Source organism: Francisella sp. XLW-1, assembly GCF_008711455.1.
In the GTDB taxonomy this organism is placed as follows: domain Bacteria; phylum Pseudomonadota; class Gammaproteobacteria; order Francisellales; family Francisellaceae; genus Francisella; species Francisella salimarina.
Genome location: NZ_VXKP01000001.1, coordinates 398787 through 418092, shown reverse-complemented (window position 1 = coordinate 418092; position 19306 = coordinate 398787). Strand labels below are relative to the sequence as shown.

Sequence of the window (19306 nt, the reverse complement as noted above, 5' to 3'; positions counted from 1 at the left end):
GTCAATAAAATATTTTAAGAAGATTTAAGCTTAGTACTGCGACATATATTTACAAAGTTAACAATTATAGGTCCAATAATATTCTGCCAAATTGCATAAAAAGTTGCAGCAATGGCTGCTTGATTACCAAAGAAGGTCAAAGCTATTACAATCCCTAAACCAACATCTAATATACTAAACTCAAATAGCAAAGCTAATCTACTATCAAAATCTAGACCCAAAACTTTACCTATTAAATATCCAAACACATTAGCAAATATACTAAGGATTATAACGCTCAAAATAATATCTAAAGGCACAAGTATAATAGCCTCTTTATTTAAAGCTGTTACAACCATTACTATTAGCATAATCAAGAGTATTGGAATACTAGAGATTTTCTTTAAAGTTGAATCATTTAGTTTAGTAAATTTACTAATTAAAATTCCTAAAACTATCGGTAAGATAACTATTATTGCCATTGTTTCAAACATACCAAACCAGTCTAACTCAATACTCTTTGCAAAGAAAAAATAGATGATTAGTGGCATAACTATTGGTGCTAACAATGTTGTTAAGAAAGTTAAACTAACAGTAAGTGAAATATTTGCTCTAGCCAATAAAGCCATAACTCCTGAAGCCGTGCCTCCTGGACAAGCGCCAACAATAACTAGACCTATCAATGCGGTTAAACTCAACCCAAAAATCTTACCAATTATAAAAGCAACTATTGATGTAACAGTTAATTTCAAAAACAAAATAACAAGTAGCTTTCCCTTGAGGTTAGCGACTTTTACAAAATCTTTAGGTTGTAGATGAAGTCCAATTACCAACATAATAGTAGCCAACAAATAAGTAATATATGGCTTTAATGGTATAAATATGTAAGGTACTAATATAGCTAGCAGAACTCCTAGTATCACTATAATTGCAAAATATTTCTGGATAAAATTCATTTTCATGGTTATTAACTATATTATTTAAAATTATTTTACATACTAAATTAAATATAAGAATAGATTTTCATCTTTTATAGCAATTAAAATAAGAAATAGGCTTGGAGAACGTTAATTGAATATTTTCAGATAAGATTTATTTTTTATTTTTTGCTCTCCGACATCTTTCAGAGCAGTATTTTACTTCATCCCATACTTTTGCCCATTTCTTACGCCAAGTAAATGGTAAGCCACATACTACACAAACCTTCGTAGGCAAATGCTGTTTTTTCATATACCTAATTCCTCAAGAAACTTTTTACTATCTTGTCTAATTAGTTCTTTCTTCTCATTAGTCATCTTTTCATAAGATTTATAAATCATTGCCAAGCGTGGGTTATTAGCTAGCTTTGATTTATTTCTAGCTAAGAAATCCCAATATAAGTAATTAAATGGACAAGCATCACCTCCATTTTTCTCACTGACTTTATAACTACAATTATCACAATAGTTTGACATTTTTTTGATATAGCTCCCACTAGCAGCATAGGGTTTACTTGCCAAATACCCACCATCTGCAAAAAGTACCATTCCTGATACATTTGGTAACTCAACCCACTCATAGGCATCCGCATATACTAACAAATACCATTCATTGACATACTTAGGATCAATTCCAGCTAACAATGCAAAATTTCCCAAAACCATTAGTCTTTGAATATGGTGCGCATAAGCATTCTCTTTAGTTTCTTTGACACACTGATGAAGACAATTCATCTTAGTCTCAGTGTCCCAATAGAAGCTTGGTAATTTACGCGTTGCTTCAAGATAGTTCATATCGCGATAGTCTGGCATTTTTAACCAATAAACACCACGTACAAACTCTCGCCAACCAAGAATTTGACGGATAAAACCCTCAATAGCATTTAAAGGGGCATTGCCTTTATAATATGCTTTTTCAGCAGCCTTGATACACTCCATAGGTAACAGTAAGCCATTATTAATATACATAGAAATATGAGAGTGATACATCCATGCCTGCCCCTCAAGCATTGCATCTTGATAATCTCCAAAATCACTAAGTCTTTCTTTAACAAATAAATCTAGTGCTTCGAGCGCCTGCTCTCTAGTAACAGCATAATTAAATGGCTCAATATCTCCAAAATTATCAGCAAATGTTCTCTCGACTAACTTAATTACTCGCTTAGTTATATCATCTGCTGTACTTTTATATGGTTTTGGGATTTGCATATCAGAAGTTGGTGTTTTACGGTTTTGACTATCATAATTCCACTGTCCACCTTCTGGCTTGCCATCATTATCAAGCAAAATATTATGTTTAGTACGCATATAACGATAGAAATATTCCATGCGTATTTGCTTATAGTTTTTTGACCACTTTGCAAACTCATCAATTGGCGCTAAGAATCTATCATCTGTAAGTATTTCAACATCTATAGAGAAATCTTTCTGCCAACTTTGAATATCTTTTAATACACGATATTCACCTGGCTCAGTTACAATAAGCTTTTGTATACCAAGCTTTTTAACAACCTTCTCAACTTCACTATAAAATGAACCTGTATTCTTTGGATCATCTAGTTTTGTATAGCAAACCTTATAACCTAGTTTATGCAACTGCAGGGCAAAGTGGCGCATTGCTGAGAAAATGTACACTAGCTTCTTTTTATGATGCTTAACATAGCTAGCCTCTTGCATTACCTCACACATCATCACAACATCATTTGCTTTATCACAATCTTTCAAACTAGAAATACTCTGCGAAAGTTGATCTCCTAGAATTAATCGTAAGGTTCTCATTAGAAAAGCTCTCCTTGAATATTCTCTACCTTTTGTTGTTTAGATTTGATTTTTCTGGGCTTTTTCCTACTAGCATGTTTTTTGATAATATTTTTAGTTTCTTGACTACTCTTTGAGTCTTTTCTAATTTTATAAATATTATCTGCGGCAAATTTCCGCGCTTGCTTTTCATCAACAATAGGATTTGGATAATCTACAGAATTATGCTTTTCTAGCCATGGTGTATGGATATTCTCATCACTTACATTTTCTAGCTCAGGTATCCATCTTTTGATAAATTCGCCATTAGGATCTTGGTCAATGCTTTGCTTAATAGGGTTATAAATACGGATACTATTTATACCTGTAGTTCCCGATTGCATTTGCACTTGTGAATAATGAATGCCTGGTTCATAATCAGTAAATAATCTTGCCAAATATAGCGATGTAACACGCCAATCTAACCACAAATGATAGCTTGCAAAACTCATAAGCATTGCACGCATACGAAAATTTAACCATCCTGTTGCAATCAATGCTCGCATACACGCATCTATCATTGGATAACCAGTGTTACCAGTTTTCCATGCCTCAAAATATTGCTGATTTAGCGGCTCTGTGCGTAGTTGATCATAGGCTGAATGCAAATTTTCATATTCAATATTTGGTTGATCCTCTAACTTCTGCATAAAGTGACAATGCCAGCGTAGACGCGATAAAAATGAACGCATTGCGCTTAACCATTTTGTTTTATTTTTTATACTACTAGCTTTGATTTTATTTTTACGCTGATTAGCTAACTGATATACCTCTTTTATCGAGATAGCTCCAAAAGCTATATATGGCGACAATCTCGAACAACTTTTAAAGGCAGTAACTGGTGAAGACATCTCTTTAGTATAACCACAACCTCTTTGATACAAGAAACTATCAAGGATTCTAAGTGCGCGAACTCGACCACCTTTTTGCCGTTTATAGCAATTATCATACTCTAGACCAAGACTCTCAGCCGTAGGTATTTTAGTTTGATTTTCACAAATAAATTTAAGTCTATTAGGTGCTTCAACGATCTTCTCGCTCATGCGTTTATGCCATACTAAAGCCCATTTATCTCTATCAGCTAAACAACGAACTACACCGTTTTGATATGGTTGATGCCATGTAATATCATTCTGTTTAAAAAACTTCTCAAGCTTAATATCACGCTGATATGTCCAATTATTCCAAGTTTCTTGATGCGACCAAACACTATTGATAGGGTATTGCTGTATTAGCTGCTCAAAAACCTCTACAGCATCACCAATCATTATAATTAAAGGTTGTCCTAATCTCGTAAGTTCTTTATTCAACTCTTCTAAACATTCTGACAAAAACAAATATTGCCTATGACTCATATCAGGCTGTTGCCAAAGCTCAGGCTCAATTATATATATTGGTAAAACATCTCCTTTCGTAGCTGCCTGTGTTAAAGCTAAATTATCATCTATGCGTAAATCACGCTTAAACCAGACTACTTGCATTTGTATGATTTAGCTTTTTTTGATGTTTTGCAGCTCGGCCCGATACTCTTTTACGCCAAAGTTTAAAGCTACTCGGTTTAAGATTATTTCGCATGATTTTTATAACTTGTGGTTCTGACAATCCAGTTATATTTCTGATTGCATCAAATGATGTTTTATCACACCAAGCCATTTCTATAATTTCACTGCTTGTTATACTTTTATCACTCATAAATACCTCTCAAAACTTTAACTATGGAATAATCTCCTTACCATCCCATGCAAAACATTTACCACTATCTTCTAATTTCAAACTATCTAAAACTTCGATTAGTTTAGTAGCTGAATACTCAGATGTGAAAAGCTTACCTTGAGGTACTCTTGCTTGAAAAGGTTCTGAAAGATGACTATTAACAGTCCCTGGATGAAGCCCAACTATTACAGCATTAGGGTTTAAGCGCTTTGCCTCAATACTTGCTGTTTTGATAAACATATTTAAAGCAGCCTTTGAAGCTCTATAAGCATACCAACCACCAAGCTGATTATCAGAGATACTACCAACTCGTGCAGAAATAGCTGCAAATACAGACTTAGTATCTTTAGCTAACTTGGGTATAAAATGCTTTGCGACCAAAGCTGGGAAAATTGTATTTGCTTTAAAAAGTTCAATAAATTTATCAGCTGATAGCTCTTTTAGAGCTTTCTCAGGCATTATATCTTGTGTATGCAATATACCAGTAGCTACAAAAACTAAGTTAATAGCCCCTGTCTTTTCATAAACATCTTTTGCAGCTTTCTCGATTATTGCTTCATCAGTATAATCAATATATTCATAAACTACACCTTCTACACAATCAATTACTTTAGAGTGTGAAAAAGCATATATATTAGCATTAGGATATAATTGTTTTAATCTTTTTATGACTGCACTGCCTATAGAACCTGAAGCTCCAATAACAACTAGATTACTACTCATAATACTTTCCCCAACAATGGTTTAGTATCTTAAGTATACAAATAAGATTATGGATTTTTTATATGGATAGATAAATATTAAGAAAGTTTAATATATAGAAACTAATCAGCTATCAGATCATACTCAGTAGATTCTGTAATCTCGACATTTGCAAACTCGCCTACTTTTAGACCTCTTTCTGCAGCATCTCCAACTATTACTTGACCATCCACCTCTGGAGCATCATACTTAGTACGCCCGATTGCATAGTTTTCATCAAGGTTTATTGAATCAATTATAATTTTTTGCTCTGTACCAACAAAGTTTTCTAACTTATTAGCACTTATTTGAGCTTGCAGACTCATAAATTCATCTAAACGCTGTTGTTTAACCTCTTCAGAGATTAAATTATCAAGTTGATTTGCCCTTGCACCCTCTACCTCTGAGTATTTAAAACAACCAACTCTATCAAGCTGTGCTTTATCGATGAAGTCTAGTAAATGCTCAAAATCTGCTTCGGTCTCGCCTGGGAAACCTACGATGAAAGTACTTCGAATAGCTATATCTGGACAAATATCACGCCATTTATTAATTCTATCAAGTGTCTTTTGAGTATGAGCAGGTCGTTTCATCCTTTTGAGAACATCTGGTGATGAATGCTGTAACGGCACATCAAGATACGGATTTATTTTACCCTGAGCCATCAATGGTACGATCTTATCAACATGAGGGTATGGATACACATAATGCAACCTTGTCCACATATCTAACTCACCAAGAGCTGTTGAAAGATCTAAGATATTACTTTGATATTCTTTATCATTCCAAACTCCTGATTTATATTTAATATCAACACCATAAGCAGAAGTATCCTGTGATATTACAAGTAACTCTTTAACACCAGCATTTTTAAGCTTCTCCGCTTCACGCATGATATTATCAATCGAGCGACTTTTTAACTTACCACGAATGTCTGGAATAATGCAGAATGTACAAGTATTATTACACCCTTCTGATATTTTCAAGTACGAATAATGTCTTGGAGTAAGCTTAATACCTTGTGGCGGTACTAGTGAGACAAAATCATTAGCAAATATAGGTGCATGAGTATGCACAGCTTCTATTAAGTTCTCATAATCTTGAGGCCCTGTAATACTTAGAACTTCAGGATGCTTTTCTTTGATAAGATCTGCCTTATTTCCAAGACATCCTGTTACAAGAACCTTGCCGTTTTCTGCAATTGCTTCACCAATTACTTCAAGAGACTCATCTATAGCAGAATTTAAAAATCCACAAGTATTAACTATAACCATATCAGCATTATCATAACTATCTACCAAGTCATAACCCTCTGCTTTTAGCTTAGTTATGATACGCTCAGAATCAACAAGGTTTTTTGGACAGCCAAGACTCACAAAACCAATTTTAGGAATTTTAATCATAATATTTAATTTCAAACAAAAATTATGCGAATATTGTAGAACAATTTAATATAAAAAAATAGTTAAAGATAGAATTACAAACTTAGATATGAAAATTACTAATTAATTTGATGAATTATCTTCATCACATTTAACACCAAAATCAATTTCTGTTCTTCTATCTAGATAGTAAGCTTTCTCAGATGCTTTGTACATACATGCATCATTAACACCGTCTGTACAGAATTCATCATAGAACTGAGTTGGCTCTGCAGCTGGTTTTAATTTACCATAGCTAACAACACAAATTTGGTCTTTATTTACATTTTTACCTAGTAAATAGTTGTATACAGATTCAGCACGCTTTTGACCTAGATTAAAGTTATATTTTTCACTACCTCTAGGGTCAGTATTACCTGATAACTTAATAGGCTGATCTGGATGAGCAATCAAGTAGTCAGCAGTTTTATCCAAACACTCTTTAGCATCATCAGTAATATTATAACTATCAAAACCAAAATATACTGATCTACAGTTGATATCCATAAGTTCTTTTTTCATTTGTTCTACTTGATCTGAACTCATATTATCAGAACCATATATTTGCGAAGACATCTCTAATGCTTGAGAACTATCAACACCAGAGTACTTATCTTTAATCAAATCACTATTGTCTGGTCTAGTACTAGAACAACTTGCTAACATAAGTATAGAACCTACAACAACTACACTCATAATACTTTTTTTCATCATATTTAACTCCTGTTTTTAGCTATTTTCAAAACCTGAAACTTCATAATTACCGCCATTATCTGCATAACCTGAGTAACTTGATCCATAATTTTCACCACTCTTAAGCGTACTGATAAAACCTGGACCACTAGTCTCATTTAAAGATGATCCATCTAAACTACCATTTGCATTAGCTTGCAGTGGAGGTCCCTTATACCACGCACAACCTGTAATTAACAAAGCTAAAGCTAAAACAACATAATTTTTAACTAAAACCTTCATACAAGCTCCCTAAAAGTTTTTTGGCGACCAACTAGGCGACTGAATTAAAATGTTACCATTGTTAGCTGAATCAACATTAAATTTATTATCTCCATCTAATGATACCATATCTAATGAACTATAACCTCTAGAGTTTGTCGATATGTACGCAATCATATTGCCAAATGGTGAAACTGTAGGTGAACTATCTGATTTACCATTTGTGATATTTGTTACAGTCCCATTAGCTAAATTGAAATCAGCAATTTGAGTACCCTTTGATCTTAATTGATTCATAAAAATAATGTCTTTACCATCTGGAGTATAATTTGGCTCATAACCCTGATAGATCCTACTGCTCAATTTAGATGATTGAGGATATCTTGAGTTTACGGGTGCAACATAAATATTTGGACGCCCGCCTCTATCAGATGTAAACACTATACTTTGACCATTTGGAGAGAATTTCGGAGCTGTATTTATCCCATTTATTGTTATTCTCTTTAGTGCTTTAGTAGCTAGGTTTAATATATAAATGTTTGTCTGATCAGAATATCCCTTAGATAAAGCCAAGGCAATTTCTTTGCCATTTGGAGAAAATGATGGAGAACTATTGATACCTTTAAAGTTAGTTATCCTCCTAACCTTTCCTGTAGCTATCTCTAAAGTATATACACCCATGCTACCACCACTATAACTTGAGTAGACTAGATACCTACCATCATTTGACCATGATGGCGTAGCTATCGGATTATCACTTTGTCTAAGAACAGTATGTTTATTATATCCATCATAATCAGATATTATTAGCTCATAAACTCTACCATACCTAGCATAAGGATTGCTTACTTGTACATATGCTAATTTAGTTAAGAAAAAGCCTTGCTCACCAGTAAGTTTTTGGTATACATAATTAGCGATCTTATGCGCTAAAGGTCTCACTAAAGATACACTTATATTTTTGTACGTTATTGATCTGATATAGCTTGTATCATTTCTCTTATATATTTGCACTTCAACAGTGTAACTATTATTTGAATTTTTTGTATATTTTGTTAAAACAACATAATCAGACTTCAAACTCTTCCAAGGTATATTCTGACTTTGATTAATTTCATACTTAATAGAGTCATCACCTTGTAACCTACCATTATGATTAAGATCTGAAAGTATTATAGAATTTACTTGTTGAGGAAATTGATCTACAACATTATTACTAATTACCGTTACTAGCGGCTTTTGAATAACTCCAGTCGTCACTTCAGCAACTAAATCTGCATATAGACTAGAAATTAAAAAAACAAATATCGAAAAGCCTGTAATGATTTTTCTCATATTATTCCTCATTAACTTTGTTTAAATATAAAACTTATATTCTCTGTTTGTATAGTTCTTTTTGCCACAGGATTTGAGATATCTGGCGGTGTAGTATTTTTAATAGCATCTATCAATGACTGGTCACAACCATAATCACCTGACGTTCCTGTAAGTCTTATGAACTTTCCATTCCTGATAATTGCTCTTGGTAAATCGTATATACCTCTACAATCATCTTTAATCCAATTTGAGCCTACCCTATCCGTATATTCGGTGACATATTTACTCACTGCTAAATCAGCCTGATTCTTAGCTGCTTCACGCTTAGCTGATGCGATAGCCTCAGCTCTTGCCTTTGCCAATCTTTCTTGGCGAGCTTTTTCTTCTGCTTCTTGTTTGGCTTTTAATTCTTGTTCTTTTTTACGTTTTGCTTCCTCTTGAGCCTTCTTTTTCTCTTCTAGCTCTTTCTTACGCTCAGCCTCTTCTTGAGCCTGTCTCTTTTGCTCTGCTTGACGTTTTGCTTCAGCTTGTGCTTTTTTCTTTGCTTCTAGAATAGCTTTTCTTTTTGCTTCTAATTTAGCCCTTTTCTCAGCTTCAGCTTGTGCTTTTAATTTTTGCTGATGTTTTATGAGAGCTTGTCGTTTAGCTTGCTTAATATCTTCTCTAGCTTGCTTTAATTCTTGCTGATGATTTTCATAAGCCGAAAGCTGCTTATTTAATTCACTACTACTTATCGATGTTGCTTGAATAATTTGAAGCTTTTTGGGAGCTTTTTCAACCTGAGCACTCAAAGCTGCCTGGCTTGTTTCAAACTTTAAATCACTAATAAATGCCAGTGTGTATAGCAAAATCACTATGCCAACATGTACAAGTATTGCCTTTACTAGAAATGGGTTTTCATCGACTGTTTTTTTACAGAAAGTAATAACTTTTTGATAATTAAGATTTGCCATCTTCAGTGACTAACCCCACTTTATCTACACCAGCTCTTTGTATAAGAGCCATAGCTTTTACTACCTCACCATAGTTTGCACTACTATCACCACGCACGTATACAGGCTTACCTGGAGATTGCTGTGACAGACTAACAACTGCATTCGTAAGATCTCTAGCGCTTAATGATGCCTTTGGATCACTAACTCCCTGATTAACAAAATACTCACCTTCTCTGTTTACTGTAACCACAATTGGCTTACTATCATTAGAGGGTATTTTTTCTGATTGCGCTTTAGGCAAATCGACCTTTACACCCTGAGTTAGTATAGGTGTTGTAATCATGAAAATAACCAAAAGCACTAACATTACATCAATATAAGGTACTACATTGATTTGCACCATTGGTCTCTTTTTTCTGAAGAATCTCTTATTTCTCTTTTTCATACTAAAAGCCTTTATCTAAAAGCTTTCTTGATGTTGCTGTTGCACTTCATCTCTATGAGCTTCTTTTAACAATAGGATACACAAATCATCCTGAAATGATTCATAACCAGACAAAACATCATCAACCTGATTAGACAACCTACTATGGCCAATAACTGCCGGAATTGCTACGAAAAGACCTAATGCTGTAGCAATCAGTGCTTCTGCAATATGAGGAGCAACTACAGAAATAGTAGCTTGCTCTACACCACCTAAAGTATTAAATGACGACATAATACCCCAAACCGTGCCTACTAAACCAATATATGGAGATACTGCTCCTATAGTAGCTAAAGCAGGGAGTTTTCTATCTAGCTCTTTTGCTTCTTGAGCTATAGCTATACCTACTGTCCTTTCCATACCTTCTAGAATAGTATCGCCCTTTAATACTCCAGTATCCTTTAAGTTATTAAACTCTCTTAAGCCTGAGCAAAATATTATTGACTTACCAAAGATGTTTTCTTTATGTTGGAGATAATAATCATATAATTTCTGTATATGATGTCCTGCCCAAAACAACTTATCAAATTGAACTTGCTCATTACGATATTTTTTGACACGATTGTTGACTTCAAACATAATAGCCCATGAGTAAACAGACATACCAACTAGGCCTAACATAATAAGCTGAACTATAAAGTTAGCATGTAAAATTAATTGAACTAAAGAAATAGAATTATCCATAAATATTCCTGACAGATTTATATTTTCATATATTTTCGCGCGTGTTGTCGCTAATTATACGTAAACTAATATAAATTATAAACCATTTAATGCATCTAAATTAAATATAAATCTGTTATTATTTATAAATAATAAAATTTCAGATTGATATGTAATGAAAAAAACGACTTTACTTATACTAGCTTTTGTTGCTACAGCTTTAATCTCATGTACAAATTCAACCGGAGACTCTTTTGGCTATGTAGCTCCACCACCAACTGAACAAAACTTAGACTCTAATGAGCCAGGATATATGCAACAACCGGGTGGCGTTTCTGCAGGTATTATAGGCGAACAAGGCCATGCTAGCCATGATGCTTTTGTCACAATTAAAGAATAATTTTTTTACTTATCTGCGTCTATTATTTTTTTACCATCGACAACTGAATCTTCATTTAGATCGCTATTTTTAATTTTTTGCTTATACCTATAATGAGATATTGGACCAGACAATGCATATCCAATCATTATTAAATATAATAATCTCTCAGGCATAGTAAATAACATCAAAATTATCAATATAAAACATATTATGTAAAGTTTACTTATATTGCCCTTACCATCACTATCTTTAAAACTTCTAAATTTAATATCACTAACCATCATAAAAGCAAGATATAAAGCTGTAAATATAGTAACACAAACTAGTAAAAATATAATAAAGTCATAACCTGTGTCTCCAGCTCTACCAATCAGCCACTGGCCAGACCAGATTAAACCACATATTGTAACAGCACCTGCTGGACATGGCATACCATAGAAATATAATCTTCTCTCAAGTTTTTGTTCCTCTGAGTCCGCTGGAACTTCAATCATAGTATCAAACTTTGCTAGTCTTAGGGCTACTGCTAATAAATATAAAAATGAAATAGCAGCTCCTATAGGTCCAAGATGATGCAACATCCAAAAATACATTACCAATGCAGGAGTAGCCCCAAATGAAACAACATCTGCGAGACTATCTAAAGCAGCACCAAACTCAGTTTGAGTATGAGTGTATCTTGCTACTCTACCATCAAATGCATCAGCAAACCCTGACAATAACATATATACCGCTGATGAAACAAAATTACCTTGAAAAGCGGCAATAATAGCCAAGAAAGCAAATAATAAACTAGCACTCGTAAATAAGCTAGGAAGTATATACTTCGACCTCTTCATATCAATATTTTCTAATAACCACATAACTTTTACCTTACTATTTTCTTAACAAATCTGGTCTTAATATTTTAGCCCCACGTAGATATACATGATTTATATCAACTTGCGACTTAGTTGTATTATATGTCAACATAATCCGAATACAAAATTCTAATGCTCCCTCACGCGTCATTTGTTGACAGTCAATCAAAGGCACATCCACCAAGCCAATATCACGAGCTGCAACGGCAGGAAACTCTGATTTAATATCCTGGGTTGCTGTAAATATGATGTTAACGATATCTTCAGACTCAATATCATTATGATTTATCATCTCCTGCAAAAGTTCTCTAGTCATACTTATTACATTTTCTTTAGTATCACTATCTATTGTTGTTGCACCCCTGACTGATCTCTGCATAAGGTCTTCCTCAATTAGTACCAATAATTTTTTGTTTAAGAAGTCTCGGAAGAGGGAAGTAAACCTCTTCTTTGATACCATCAAACTCCTCCACATCGACACCACCTTTACAAACATTAGATATTTCAGAGATTATCTGTTGAACAAGATATTCAGGCGCAGAGGCTCCAGCACTGACTCCACAAACTTTCTTATTATCAAACCATGCACTTTTGATATCCGCAGGATTATCTACCAAATAAGCATCAATCCCTTCTAATGTCGCTAACTCTTTCAATCTATTAGAGTTAGAGCTATTTTGTGAGCCAACAACAACTAAAACATCTATTTCTTTAAGCATTGATTTTATTGCTGTTTGACGATTCTGTGTTGCATAACAAATATCTTCTTTTTTTGGTCCTTTGATATTTGGGAACCTATTTTTTAAGGACTCTATAATTCCTTGAGTTTCATCCACAGATAAAGTAGTTTGTGTCGCGTAATACAAATTATCAGGATTTTTTATATCTAGCTTAGCAACATCCTGTTCACTTTCGACCAAATATATAGCTCCTTTTTCACTGCGATACTGACCCATAGTACCCTGAACCTCAGGATGTCCCTTATGTCCAATCAAAACACACTCAGCATCATTATTACTTGCTAAGCGAACACCTCTATGGACTTTAGTAACCAATGGACATGTTGCATCATATAACACAAGGTTTTTTTTAGCCGCAGCTTCTTCAACTCGAAGCGAAACACCATGAGCACTAAATATACACACAGCATCATTAGGAACTTCATCGACCTCTTTAACAAAAACGACGCCCTTTTTCTTTAAGGAATCAACAACAACCTTATTGTGGACAACTTCATGGCGCACATAAATAGGAGACTTTTCAACTTCTAGAACTTTCTCTACAGTCTCCACAGCTCTACTGACTCCTGCACAAAAACCTCTAGGATTAGCTAGTAATATCTTCACCTAAATCCTCCTCTTTTTCAGCTATATCTAAAATCTTAGCTTCGAATACAATTATCTGACCAGATAAAGGGTGATTAAAGTCGACTGTAACATCATTTTCATTAATTTCAGTAATCAATCCTGGTAACTTAGAGCCATCTTTTTGGCTAAATGATACAATTAAACCTTCTTCTAACTCCATATCCTTCGGAAACCTATATTTAGGCACAGAATAAATGCTCGCAGGATGCTTTTCGCCAAAAGCCTCTTCTGGCATCAAAACAACTCTTTTACTATCTCCAACAGATGCTCCCTCTAGCTCACTTTCAACTTTATCAGTAAAGCATCCTTGACCCATTTGAAATATGAAAGGTCTATTATAGTTTTCTGTATCTTCAGCGATAGAACCATCTTTCAACCTAAATTTAAAGTGCATTTTCACAAAGCTGTCTGAAGTTATTTTCATATAAATTCTAATTGTATTTTTTGAACTTCAAGATACCATATTTAGAGATTTTATTCATCTTTTGTTTATATAACAAATTGATTTTATCAATATAAATCAATAACCTAAGCTACAAATACTATTCTCATCAAAAACTTTATAGTAGAATCCTATTAATAAGTCCATAAGTTTTATTACCACCTATGAAAAAACTACTAAGCATTACTTCAATAATACTGTCAACGTTAATTATAACAGGTTGTGAAACATTTACAGGAAGTGAAAATCCTAGTGATGAAAACCTTTCTTTTCCTACATTAGGACCTTGTACAGAAAAATTAATAGAGTCCAACCAATCTTTTATATGTTTAAAAGAACAAAAAGGTCCAGACTTAATTCAAACAAATATTAAGTTTGATGCAGATAGTTACAATCTTAATGACCAAGCCAAGCAAGTTCTCAACAAACTCTATGCTTACCTAAAGCTTACAGACACTACAACATTCACAATAAGGGGATATGCTGGAAAAGTAGAATCAAAACTACTAACCGATAAACACATATTGACTGAGTATAATATTAGACTATCCAAAAATCGTGCAGAAAGTGTTGAAGAGTATCTTGTTAGAAGAGGGTTAGATAAGGACAATGGAATTATAATTAAAGCCCTAGGATACCAAGACCCTATTGCACCAAATGATACAAGTTCAAATAGAGCAATAAATCAAAGAGCCGAGATTACTCTAAAAAGTAGACTCGTCGAACAAATAGATAACATAGAACAAAACCTAAAACATGTAAAACCTGCAGACTACACCAAATTCTTCTCAAATGTTTACCTATTAAATGGTAACGAAGTCGATGATGTATCAAGAATATACGACTCTAGAGAAAAAAGACCGGTACTAAGCACTAACTACAAGATATTCGCAGATAAAGAATACCCTCAGAATGTTGATAATAAAAACTTTATAATCATATCAGAGCCTAAACCAATAGCATCTTTTAACGACGATACCAAATACTACAGATTAGGAACAGCAAAATATGATCATACTTACAAAGGTATAACAGCTCTTACAATCACTAATCTAACTAGGGAGGCTAGTGTTGGTGATTACGTAATACCTGATGCTATTGCAGATCAAAAGCTTCCAAGTGAAACTTTTAAAATGAAGAGCAAAGTAACTGCAAATGTACTTGAAGATGTTATGAATACGAATACATTCTCCTCATCTTATAATAGTATTCTACTTAACAAGGGGGCTACTGATGGACTAAAACTAGGAGCTGAAGTAATATTATACGAGCCTGAAAGTAGGACTGATGGCTTCCCTATTCCTCCGAAATATATAGGTTATGGCTTTGTATATAGGGAATCAAATAACTATTCTATAGCAATAATAGTTAACTCACTGCAGGAAATAACTAGCAGCTCAATGGCAACAACTCGACTGTAATGAATAATACTACCAAATCCATAGTAATTCTTTCATACACACCATACTTTGGTAATAGTCGCCTACTAAAAGCGTTAGAAACTGGTGTTACTTTTAGTGAGATTATCGATAATCCAAGCAAATATACCAAAAGCTTATTCTTGCGTCACGAGAGTATAGAATATCTCAACAATAGAAAGTACCTAAGCTATCTAGACAAACTATATAGCTGGCTAGAAAACAGCAATAACAAATTAGTAACATACACAGATCAAGACTATCCAGAAAATCTCAAACATATTAACAATCCTCCTTTTGTATTATATTGCACAGGTAACATAAAGCTTCTAGATACTGTTCAATTAGCAATTGTTGGTGCAAGAAATAATTCTACTTATGGAAAGAATGCTACTTACAAACTTTGCAAAGAACTTAAAGACTCAAATATCACAATAACAAGTGGACTGGCATACGGAATAGATACACTAGCTCATAAATATGCTCTTGAAAACAGTTTAAACACTATTGCTGTAGTAGGTACAGGAGTTGATATGATATACCCAAGCTCAAACAGAGCGCTCTATAGCAATATTATCTCTAACGATGGACTAATAATATCTGAATTACCTTTAGGAACAACAGCTTCACGTTATACTTTCCCTCAGAGAAATCGTATAATTAGTGGACTATCTAAAGGGGTGGTTGTAATTGAAGCAGCTAGCAAAAGTGGCTCACTAATAACCGCTCAACATGCTCTTGAGCAAAATAAAGAAGTATTTGCAGTACCGGGAAGTATTTTTAGTACATCTAGTCAAGGTTGCAATGAGTTAATCAAACAAGGAGCGAAACTTGTTTGTGATATTAATGATATTTTAGAAGAGATAAATATTGACCCAAATAACTCTTTACAAGAAACTTCTACAAAAATAGCTGACGATAATATAAACCTAAGCAACTCCGAAAAAGTTATTCTAGACATTATAGGTCAGGGGCTCACAACAATTGACAAAATAGTTACTGAATCAAAACTTCCTTATATGGAAATAACTCCAATCCTATTTGAACTCGAACTCAAATCGCTGATCGAATCAGTACCAGGTGGATATATAAATACGCAATAAATCGCAACTCAGTAATTACTATAGCCACAGGGGTCTGCTATACTCTATCTATGTGGTCATACTGGTGTTCAAGATGGTTCTACGGTTAGTGCTTAACATACTCAAAAATCCCTTCATAGCACTATTTTTAACAGTGAGCATTGGTTATCTACTCGGAAAGATAAAATATAAGACTTTTGTATTAGGTGGTATTTCAGGATCTCTGATAATTGGAGTGATCATAGGACAACTTAATATTATGATTCCGCCAGAGATAGGCTCTTTGTTTTTTGCTTTATTTATATATGCCGTTGGCTATCAAGGAAGAGCACAATTTTTTAGATCATTAAATAAAAGTACTCTCTTATTGTTAGCTTCTTCGACTATAACATGTCTCTTAGGGTTAATATGTGTATTAACTTTTGCTTGGATATTCGGATTAGATAAAGGTACTGCAGCTGGATTAGGTGCTGGAGGATTAACTCAATCAGCCATGATAGGTTCAGCAAATAATGCAATAGCTGCCATAAGCTCACTGCCAGAGTCAATTATTCATACAATGCAAGCTAACGTCGCCGTTGGATATGCAGTATGTTATATCTTTGGATCTTTTGGGCCAATTATCCTATTAGCTACAATCTTCCCCCTTATAATGAAATGGGATATCAGAAAAGAAGCTATTAAGCTAGCGACCGAACAATCAGATGGTAGCTTGGATTTAGAAGCTGGACAATTCTCTGCTTTTAGCGAATACACTACTCGAGCATATAGAATTAGTCACAACTCAGAACTACTAAACAGATCAGTTGTAGAAATATATAAAGCATATGAGTATAAAGTAGTAATAGAAAATATCATTCGCAATGATAAGCTACTAACCATAACCCCTGAAACTACCATAAATACTGATGATATAGTAGCCATAACATTCTACGAAGATTTAGACATACAATCTATCATTTCAAATGATAATGAAGTTACCAAACCTCAGCAATTCAACTTCATTGAAGAAAAAAGATCTTTGATATTAACAAACAAGAATCTTTTCAACAAAACTATCCAAGAAATCAAAACCATAATTCAAGACAAAAACTACTATGGAGTATTTTTACAAAAAATTATTCGCTCTGGTCAAAAGCTTCCTATTTCTGACGAGCTAAAGCTAAGAAGAGGTGATGAAATTGTATTAGTAGGCAAACCAGAAGATCTTGATAAAATTAGCAACAAGTAAAGCCGATAGATTAATGTTGAATGCTGGTCGTGGCAATCCTAATTTTTTGGCAACTATTCCAAGACATGCTTTCTTACGCCTTGGAGACTTTGCACTTAAAGAATCTGAAAGATCCTACTCCTATCTTGATAACATCTTTGGTGGCTTACCTGAGAAAAAAGGCATATTAGAAAGATTTGATTTCTACTGCATGGCTAATGATAAGCTAGATGGAATTAGTTTTCTTAAAGCTGCAATCTCTTTCGTTGATGATCATTTAGGCATCAATAAAGAAGACTTCTTATATGAAATGACTAATGCATATCTTGGATGTAACTATCCTTCGCCACCAAGGATGCTTTCTATCACCGAAAAAATAGTAATGTACTATCTGCGTGAAGAACTCTATAAGAATACGGATATTCCACTAGAATTTGATATTTTTGCGACAGAAGGTGGTACTGCTGCTATGACATATATTTTCCAATCTGCGAAAATAAATGGTCTGCTTAATGCCAATGATAAAATAGCGATGATTAGCCCTATTTTTTCACCATATCTAGAAATTCCAGAACTTCCAGAATATAACAATACTATAGTTCACATCTATGCTGATGAACAAGCAGATTGGCAAGTTACTGACAAAGAACTTGAAAAGCTACTTGATCCTACTATCAAGATTCTCTGCTTAGTAAATCCAAGTAATCCACCATCTGTCAAAATTAGTGACACTGTTCTAGACAAAATAGCGAATATCATCGGAGATCATCGATCTGATTTAATGATTATTACCGATGATGTTTATGCAACTTTTTCAGATGACTTTGAATCATTATTCTCAAAATGTGCCTACAACACCCTTTGCGTTTACTCATTCTCCAAATACTTTGGAGCAACTGGCTGGCGTATCGGTACGATTGCCCTACACAAAGACAATATTTTTGATAAACTAATTAGCGAACTTGATGATAGAAAGCTGCAAGAGCTTGATAAGCATTACAGCTCTCTTACAACAAATTCAAGAACATTAAAGTTTATTGATAGATTAGTAGCTGATAGTCGCTCTGTTGCACTAAATCATACCGCTGGTATCTCACTATCTCAACAATTACAAATGAGCCTTTTTGCGCTTTCTAGCCTACTAGATAGTCAAGATATTTATAGTAAAGAAGCAAAAAAGCTTATCAGAAGGCGCTACAATATCTTATTTAATTCCATATCACCTAAGATACAGCACCATTATAATTCAAATAATGTTGGATATTATACACTTCTAGATTTAGAATATCTCTCAACTGTAATTTATGATAAGTTTTTTTCTAGATGGTTAATACAAAATCATAGTGTTAATAATATGCTAAAAACTTTAGCATCTGAGACAGGAGTAGTTCTTCTACCTGGTAATGGCTTTGATGACTCACACCCTTCCGCTAGAGTCTCTCTAGCAAACTTACGTGAATGTGACTATAGGAATATAGGAATCAATATTAGACAACAATTAGACAACTTATATTCTGAATATAAAAAATCTTGCTAAAAATCAAAACCAAATAGACTTTTATCA

21 protein-coding genes and 1 pseudogene are annotated in these 19306 nt (G+C 33.8%); 5 read left to right on the top strand and 17 right to left on the bottom strand.

Features of this window, described 5'->3' with window-relative positions; genetic code table 11:
• Positions 1–14 precede the first annotated feature (14 nt).
• From F3D59_RS02185 to tolQ, 13 genes are all read right to left on the bottom strand, one after another.
• Positions 15–935: a bile acid:sodium symporter family protein gene (locus tag F3D59_RS02185; RefSeq protein ID WP_150463613.1), complete on the bottom strand. Its 921-nt coding sequence runs from the start codon at positions 933–935 to the stop codon at positions 15–17.
• A gap of 136 nt (positions 936–1071) precedes the next feature.
• Positions 1072–1209 carry a DUF2256 domain-containing protein gene (locus tag F3D59_RS02180; RefSeq protein ID WP_004286486.1) on the bottom strand — a complete coding sequence of 46 codons (138 nt, stop codon included), beginning with the start codon at positions 1207–1209 and terminating at the stop codon, positions 1072–1074.
• On the bottom strand, positions 1206–2735 hold the full coding sequence (locus F3D59_RS02175) for a cryptochrome/photolyase family protein (protein WP_150463612.1): 1530 nt from the start codon (positions 2733–2735) through the stop codon (positions 1206–1208). Before F3D59_RS02175 ends, F3D59_RS02180 begins: the two co-directional genes overlap by 4 nt.
• Entirely contained in the window at positions 2735–4234 is a 1500-nt protein-coding gene (locus tag F3D59_RS02170) for an FAD-binding domain-containing protein (protein ID WP_150463611.1), read from the bottom strand. The genes F3D59_RS02175 and F3D59_RS02170 overlap by 1 nt, the downstream gene beginning before the upstream one ends.
• On the bottom strand, positions 4215–4445 hold the full coding sequence (locus F3D59_RS02165; protein WP_150463610.1) for a TIGR03643 family protein: 231 nt from the start codon (positions 4443–4445) through the stop codon (positions 4215–4217). The genes F3D59_RS02170 and F3D59_RS02165 overlap by 20 nt, the downstream gene beginning before the upstream one ends.
• A gap of 21 nt (positions 4446–4466) precedes the next feature.
• On the bottom strand, positions 4467–5189 hold the full coding sequence (locus F3D59_RS02160) for an SDR family NAD(P)-dependent oxidoreductase (RefSeq protein ID WP_150463609.1): 723 nt from the start codon (positions 5187–5189) through the stop codon (positions 4467–4469).
• A 101-nt stretch (positions 5190–5290) separates the two neighbouring features.
• Entirely contained in the window at positions 5291–6610 is a 1320-nt protein-coding gene (gene rimO / locus F3D59_RS02155) for a 30S ribosomal protein S12 methylthiotransferase RimO (protein ID WP_150463608.1), read from the bottom strand.
• A gap of 102 nt (positions 6611–6712) precedes the next feature.
• Entirely contained in the window at positions 6713–7342 is a 630-nt protein-coding gene (locus tag F3D59_RS02150; protein WP_150463607.1) for an OmpA family protein, read from the bottom strand.
• Positions 7343–7357: 15 nt separating this feature from the next.
• Complete coding sequence (locus tag F3D59_RS02145; protein WP_013922161.1) at positions 7358–7603, bottom strand: hypothetical protein; 246 nt, start codon at positions 7601–7603, stop codon at positions 7358–7360.
• Between the two features lie 9 nt (positions 7604–7612).
• Positions 7613–8917, bottom strand: a complete 1305-nt coding sequence (locus tag F3D59_RS02140; protein ID WP_191092415.1) for a PD40 domain-containing protein — start codon at positions 8915–8917, stop codon at positions 7613–7615.
• Positions 8918–8928: 11 nt separating this feature from the next.
• Entirely contained in the window at positions 8929–9852 is a 924-nt protein-coding gene (gene tolA / locus F3D59_RS02135) for a cell envelope integrity protein TolA (RefSeq protein WP_150463605.1), read from the bottom strand.
• Complete coding sequence (gene tolR, locus F3D59_RS02130; RefSeq protein ID WP_041263589.1) at positions 9839–10279, bottom strand: protein TolR; 441 nt, start codon at positions 10277–10279, stop codon at positions 9839–9841. The genes tolA and tolR overlap by 14 nt, the downstream gene beginning before the upstream one ends.
• Positions 10280–10294: 15 nt before the next feature.
• Complete coding sequence (gene tolQ, locus F3D59_RS02125) at positions 10295–11002, bottom strand: protein TolQ (RefSeq protein WP_013922157.1); 708 nt, start codon at positions 11000–11002, stop codon at positions 10295–10297.
• A gap of 154 nt (positions 11003–11156) precedes the next feature.
• Here tolQ and F3D59_RS02120 point away from each other — a divergent pair, with 154 nt between their 5' ends.
• A complete protein-coding gene (locus F3D59_RS02120; protein ID WP_146421801.1) occupies positions 11157–11381 on the top strand; it encodes a hypothetical protein in 225 nt (74 codons plus the stop codon).
• Positions 11382–11386: 5 nt separating this feature from the next.
• On the opposite strand, the gene F3D59_RS02115 is transcribed toward F3D59_RS02120, so the two are convergent.
• Genes F3D59_RS02115 through fkpB form a run of 4 tightly spaced genes read right to left on the bottom strand, consistent with a single transcriptional unit; the run spans position 11387 to position 14014 of the window.
• The gene (locus F3D59_RS02115; protein ID WP_150463604.1) at positions 11387–12226 is read right to left on the bottom strand and encodes a CDP-alcohol phosphatidyltransferase family protein; all 840 of its coding nucleotides are present in this window, start codon (positions 12224–12226) and stop codon (positions 11387–11389) included.
• Positions 12227–12239: 13 nt separating this feature from the next.
• On the bottom strand, positions 12240–12602 hold the full coding sequence (gene aroH, locus F3D59_RS02110; protein ID WP_149367833.1) for a chorismate mutase: 363 nt from the start codon (positions 12600–12602) through the stop codon (positions 12240–12242).
• Between the two features lie 10 nt (positions 12603–12612).
• Positions 12613–13569, bottom strand: coding sequence for a 4-hydroxy-3-methylbut-2-enyl diphosphate reductase (ispH, locus tag F3D59_RS02105; protein WP_150463603.1), 957 nt, complete (start codon positions 13567–13569; stop codon positions 12613–12615).
• Positions 13550–14014, bottom strand: a complete 465-nt coding sequence (gene fkpB / locus F3D59_RS02100) for an FKBP-type peptidyl-prolyl cis-trans isomerase (protein WP_013922152.1) — start codon at positions 14012–14014, stop codon at positions 13550–13552. The genes ispH and fkpB overlap by 20 nt, the downstream gene beginning before the upstream one ends.
• Before the next feature lie 182 nt (positions 14015–14196).
• Here fkpB and F3D59_RS02095 point away from each other — a divergent pair, with 182 nt between their 5' ends.
• The 4 genes and pseudogenes from F3D59_RS02095 to F3D59_RS02080 all read left to right on the top strand — a co-directional run bounded on the left by F3D59_RS02095 (position 14197) and on the right by F3D59_RS02080 (position 19279).
• Positions 14197–15453, top strand: a complete 1257-nt coding sequence (locus F3D59_RS02095; protein ID WP_146421797.1) for an OmpA family protein — start codon at positions 14197–14199, stop codon at positions 15451–15453.
• A complete protein-coding gene (dprA, locus tag F3D59_RS02090) occupies positions 15453–16553 on the top strand; it encodes a DNA-processing protein DprA (RefSeq protein ID WP_150463602.1) in 1101 nt (366 codons plus the stop codon). The genes F3D59_RS02095 and dprA overlap by 1 nt, the downstream gene beginning before the upstream one ends.
• A gap of 73 nt (positions 16554–16626) precedes the next feature.
• Positions 16627–17760 (top strand): annotated as a pseudogene (locus tag F3D59_RS02085) (TrkA C-terminal domain-containing protein); the annotation flags it as partial.
• Positions 17741–19279, top strand: coding sequence for a bifunctional aspartate transaminase/aspartate 4-decarboxylase (locus tag F3D59_RS02080; protein ID WP_263477950.1), 1539 nt, complete (start codon positions 17741–17743; stop codon positions 19277–19279). The pseudogene F3D59_RS02085 and the gene F3D59_RS02080, both read left to right, overlap by 20 nt.
• The last annotated feature ends 27 nt before the right edge of the window (positions 19280–19306 follow it).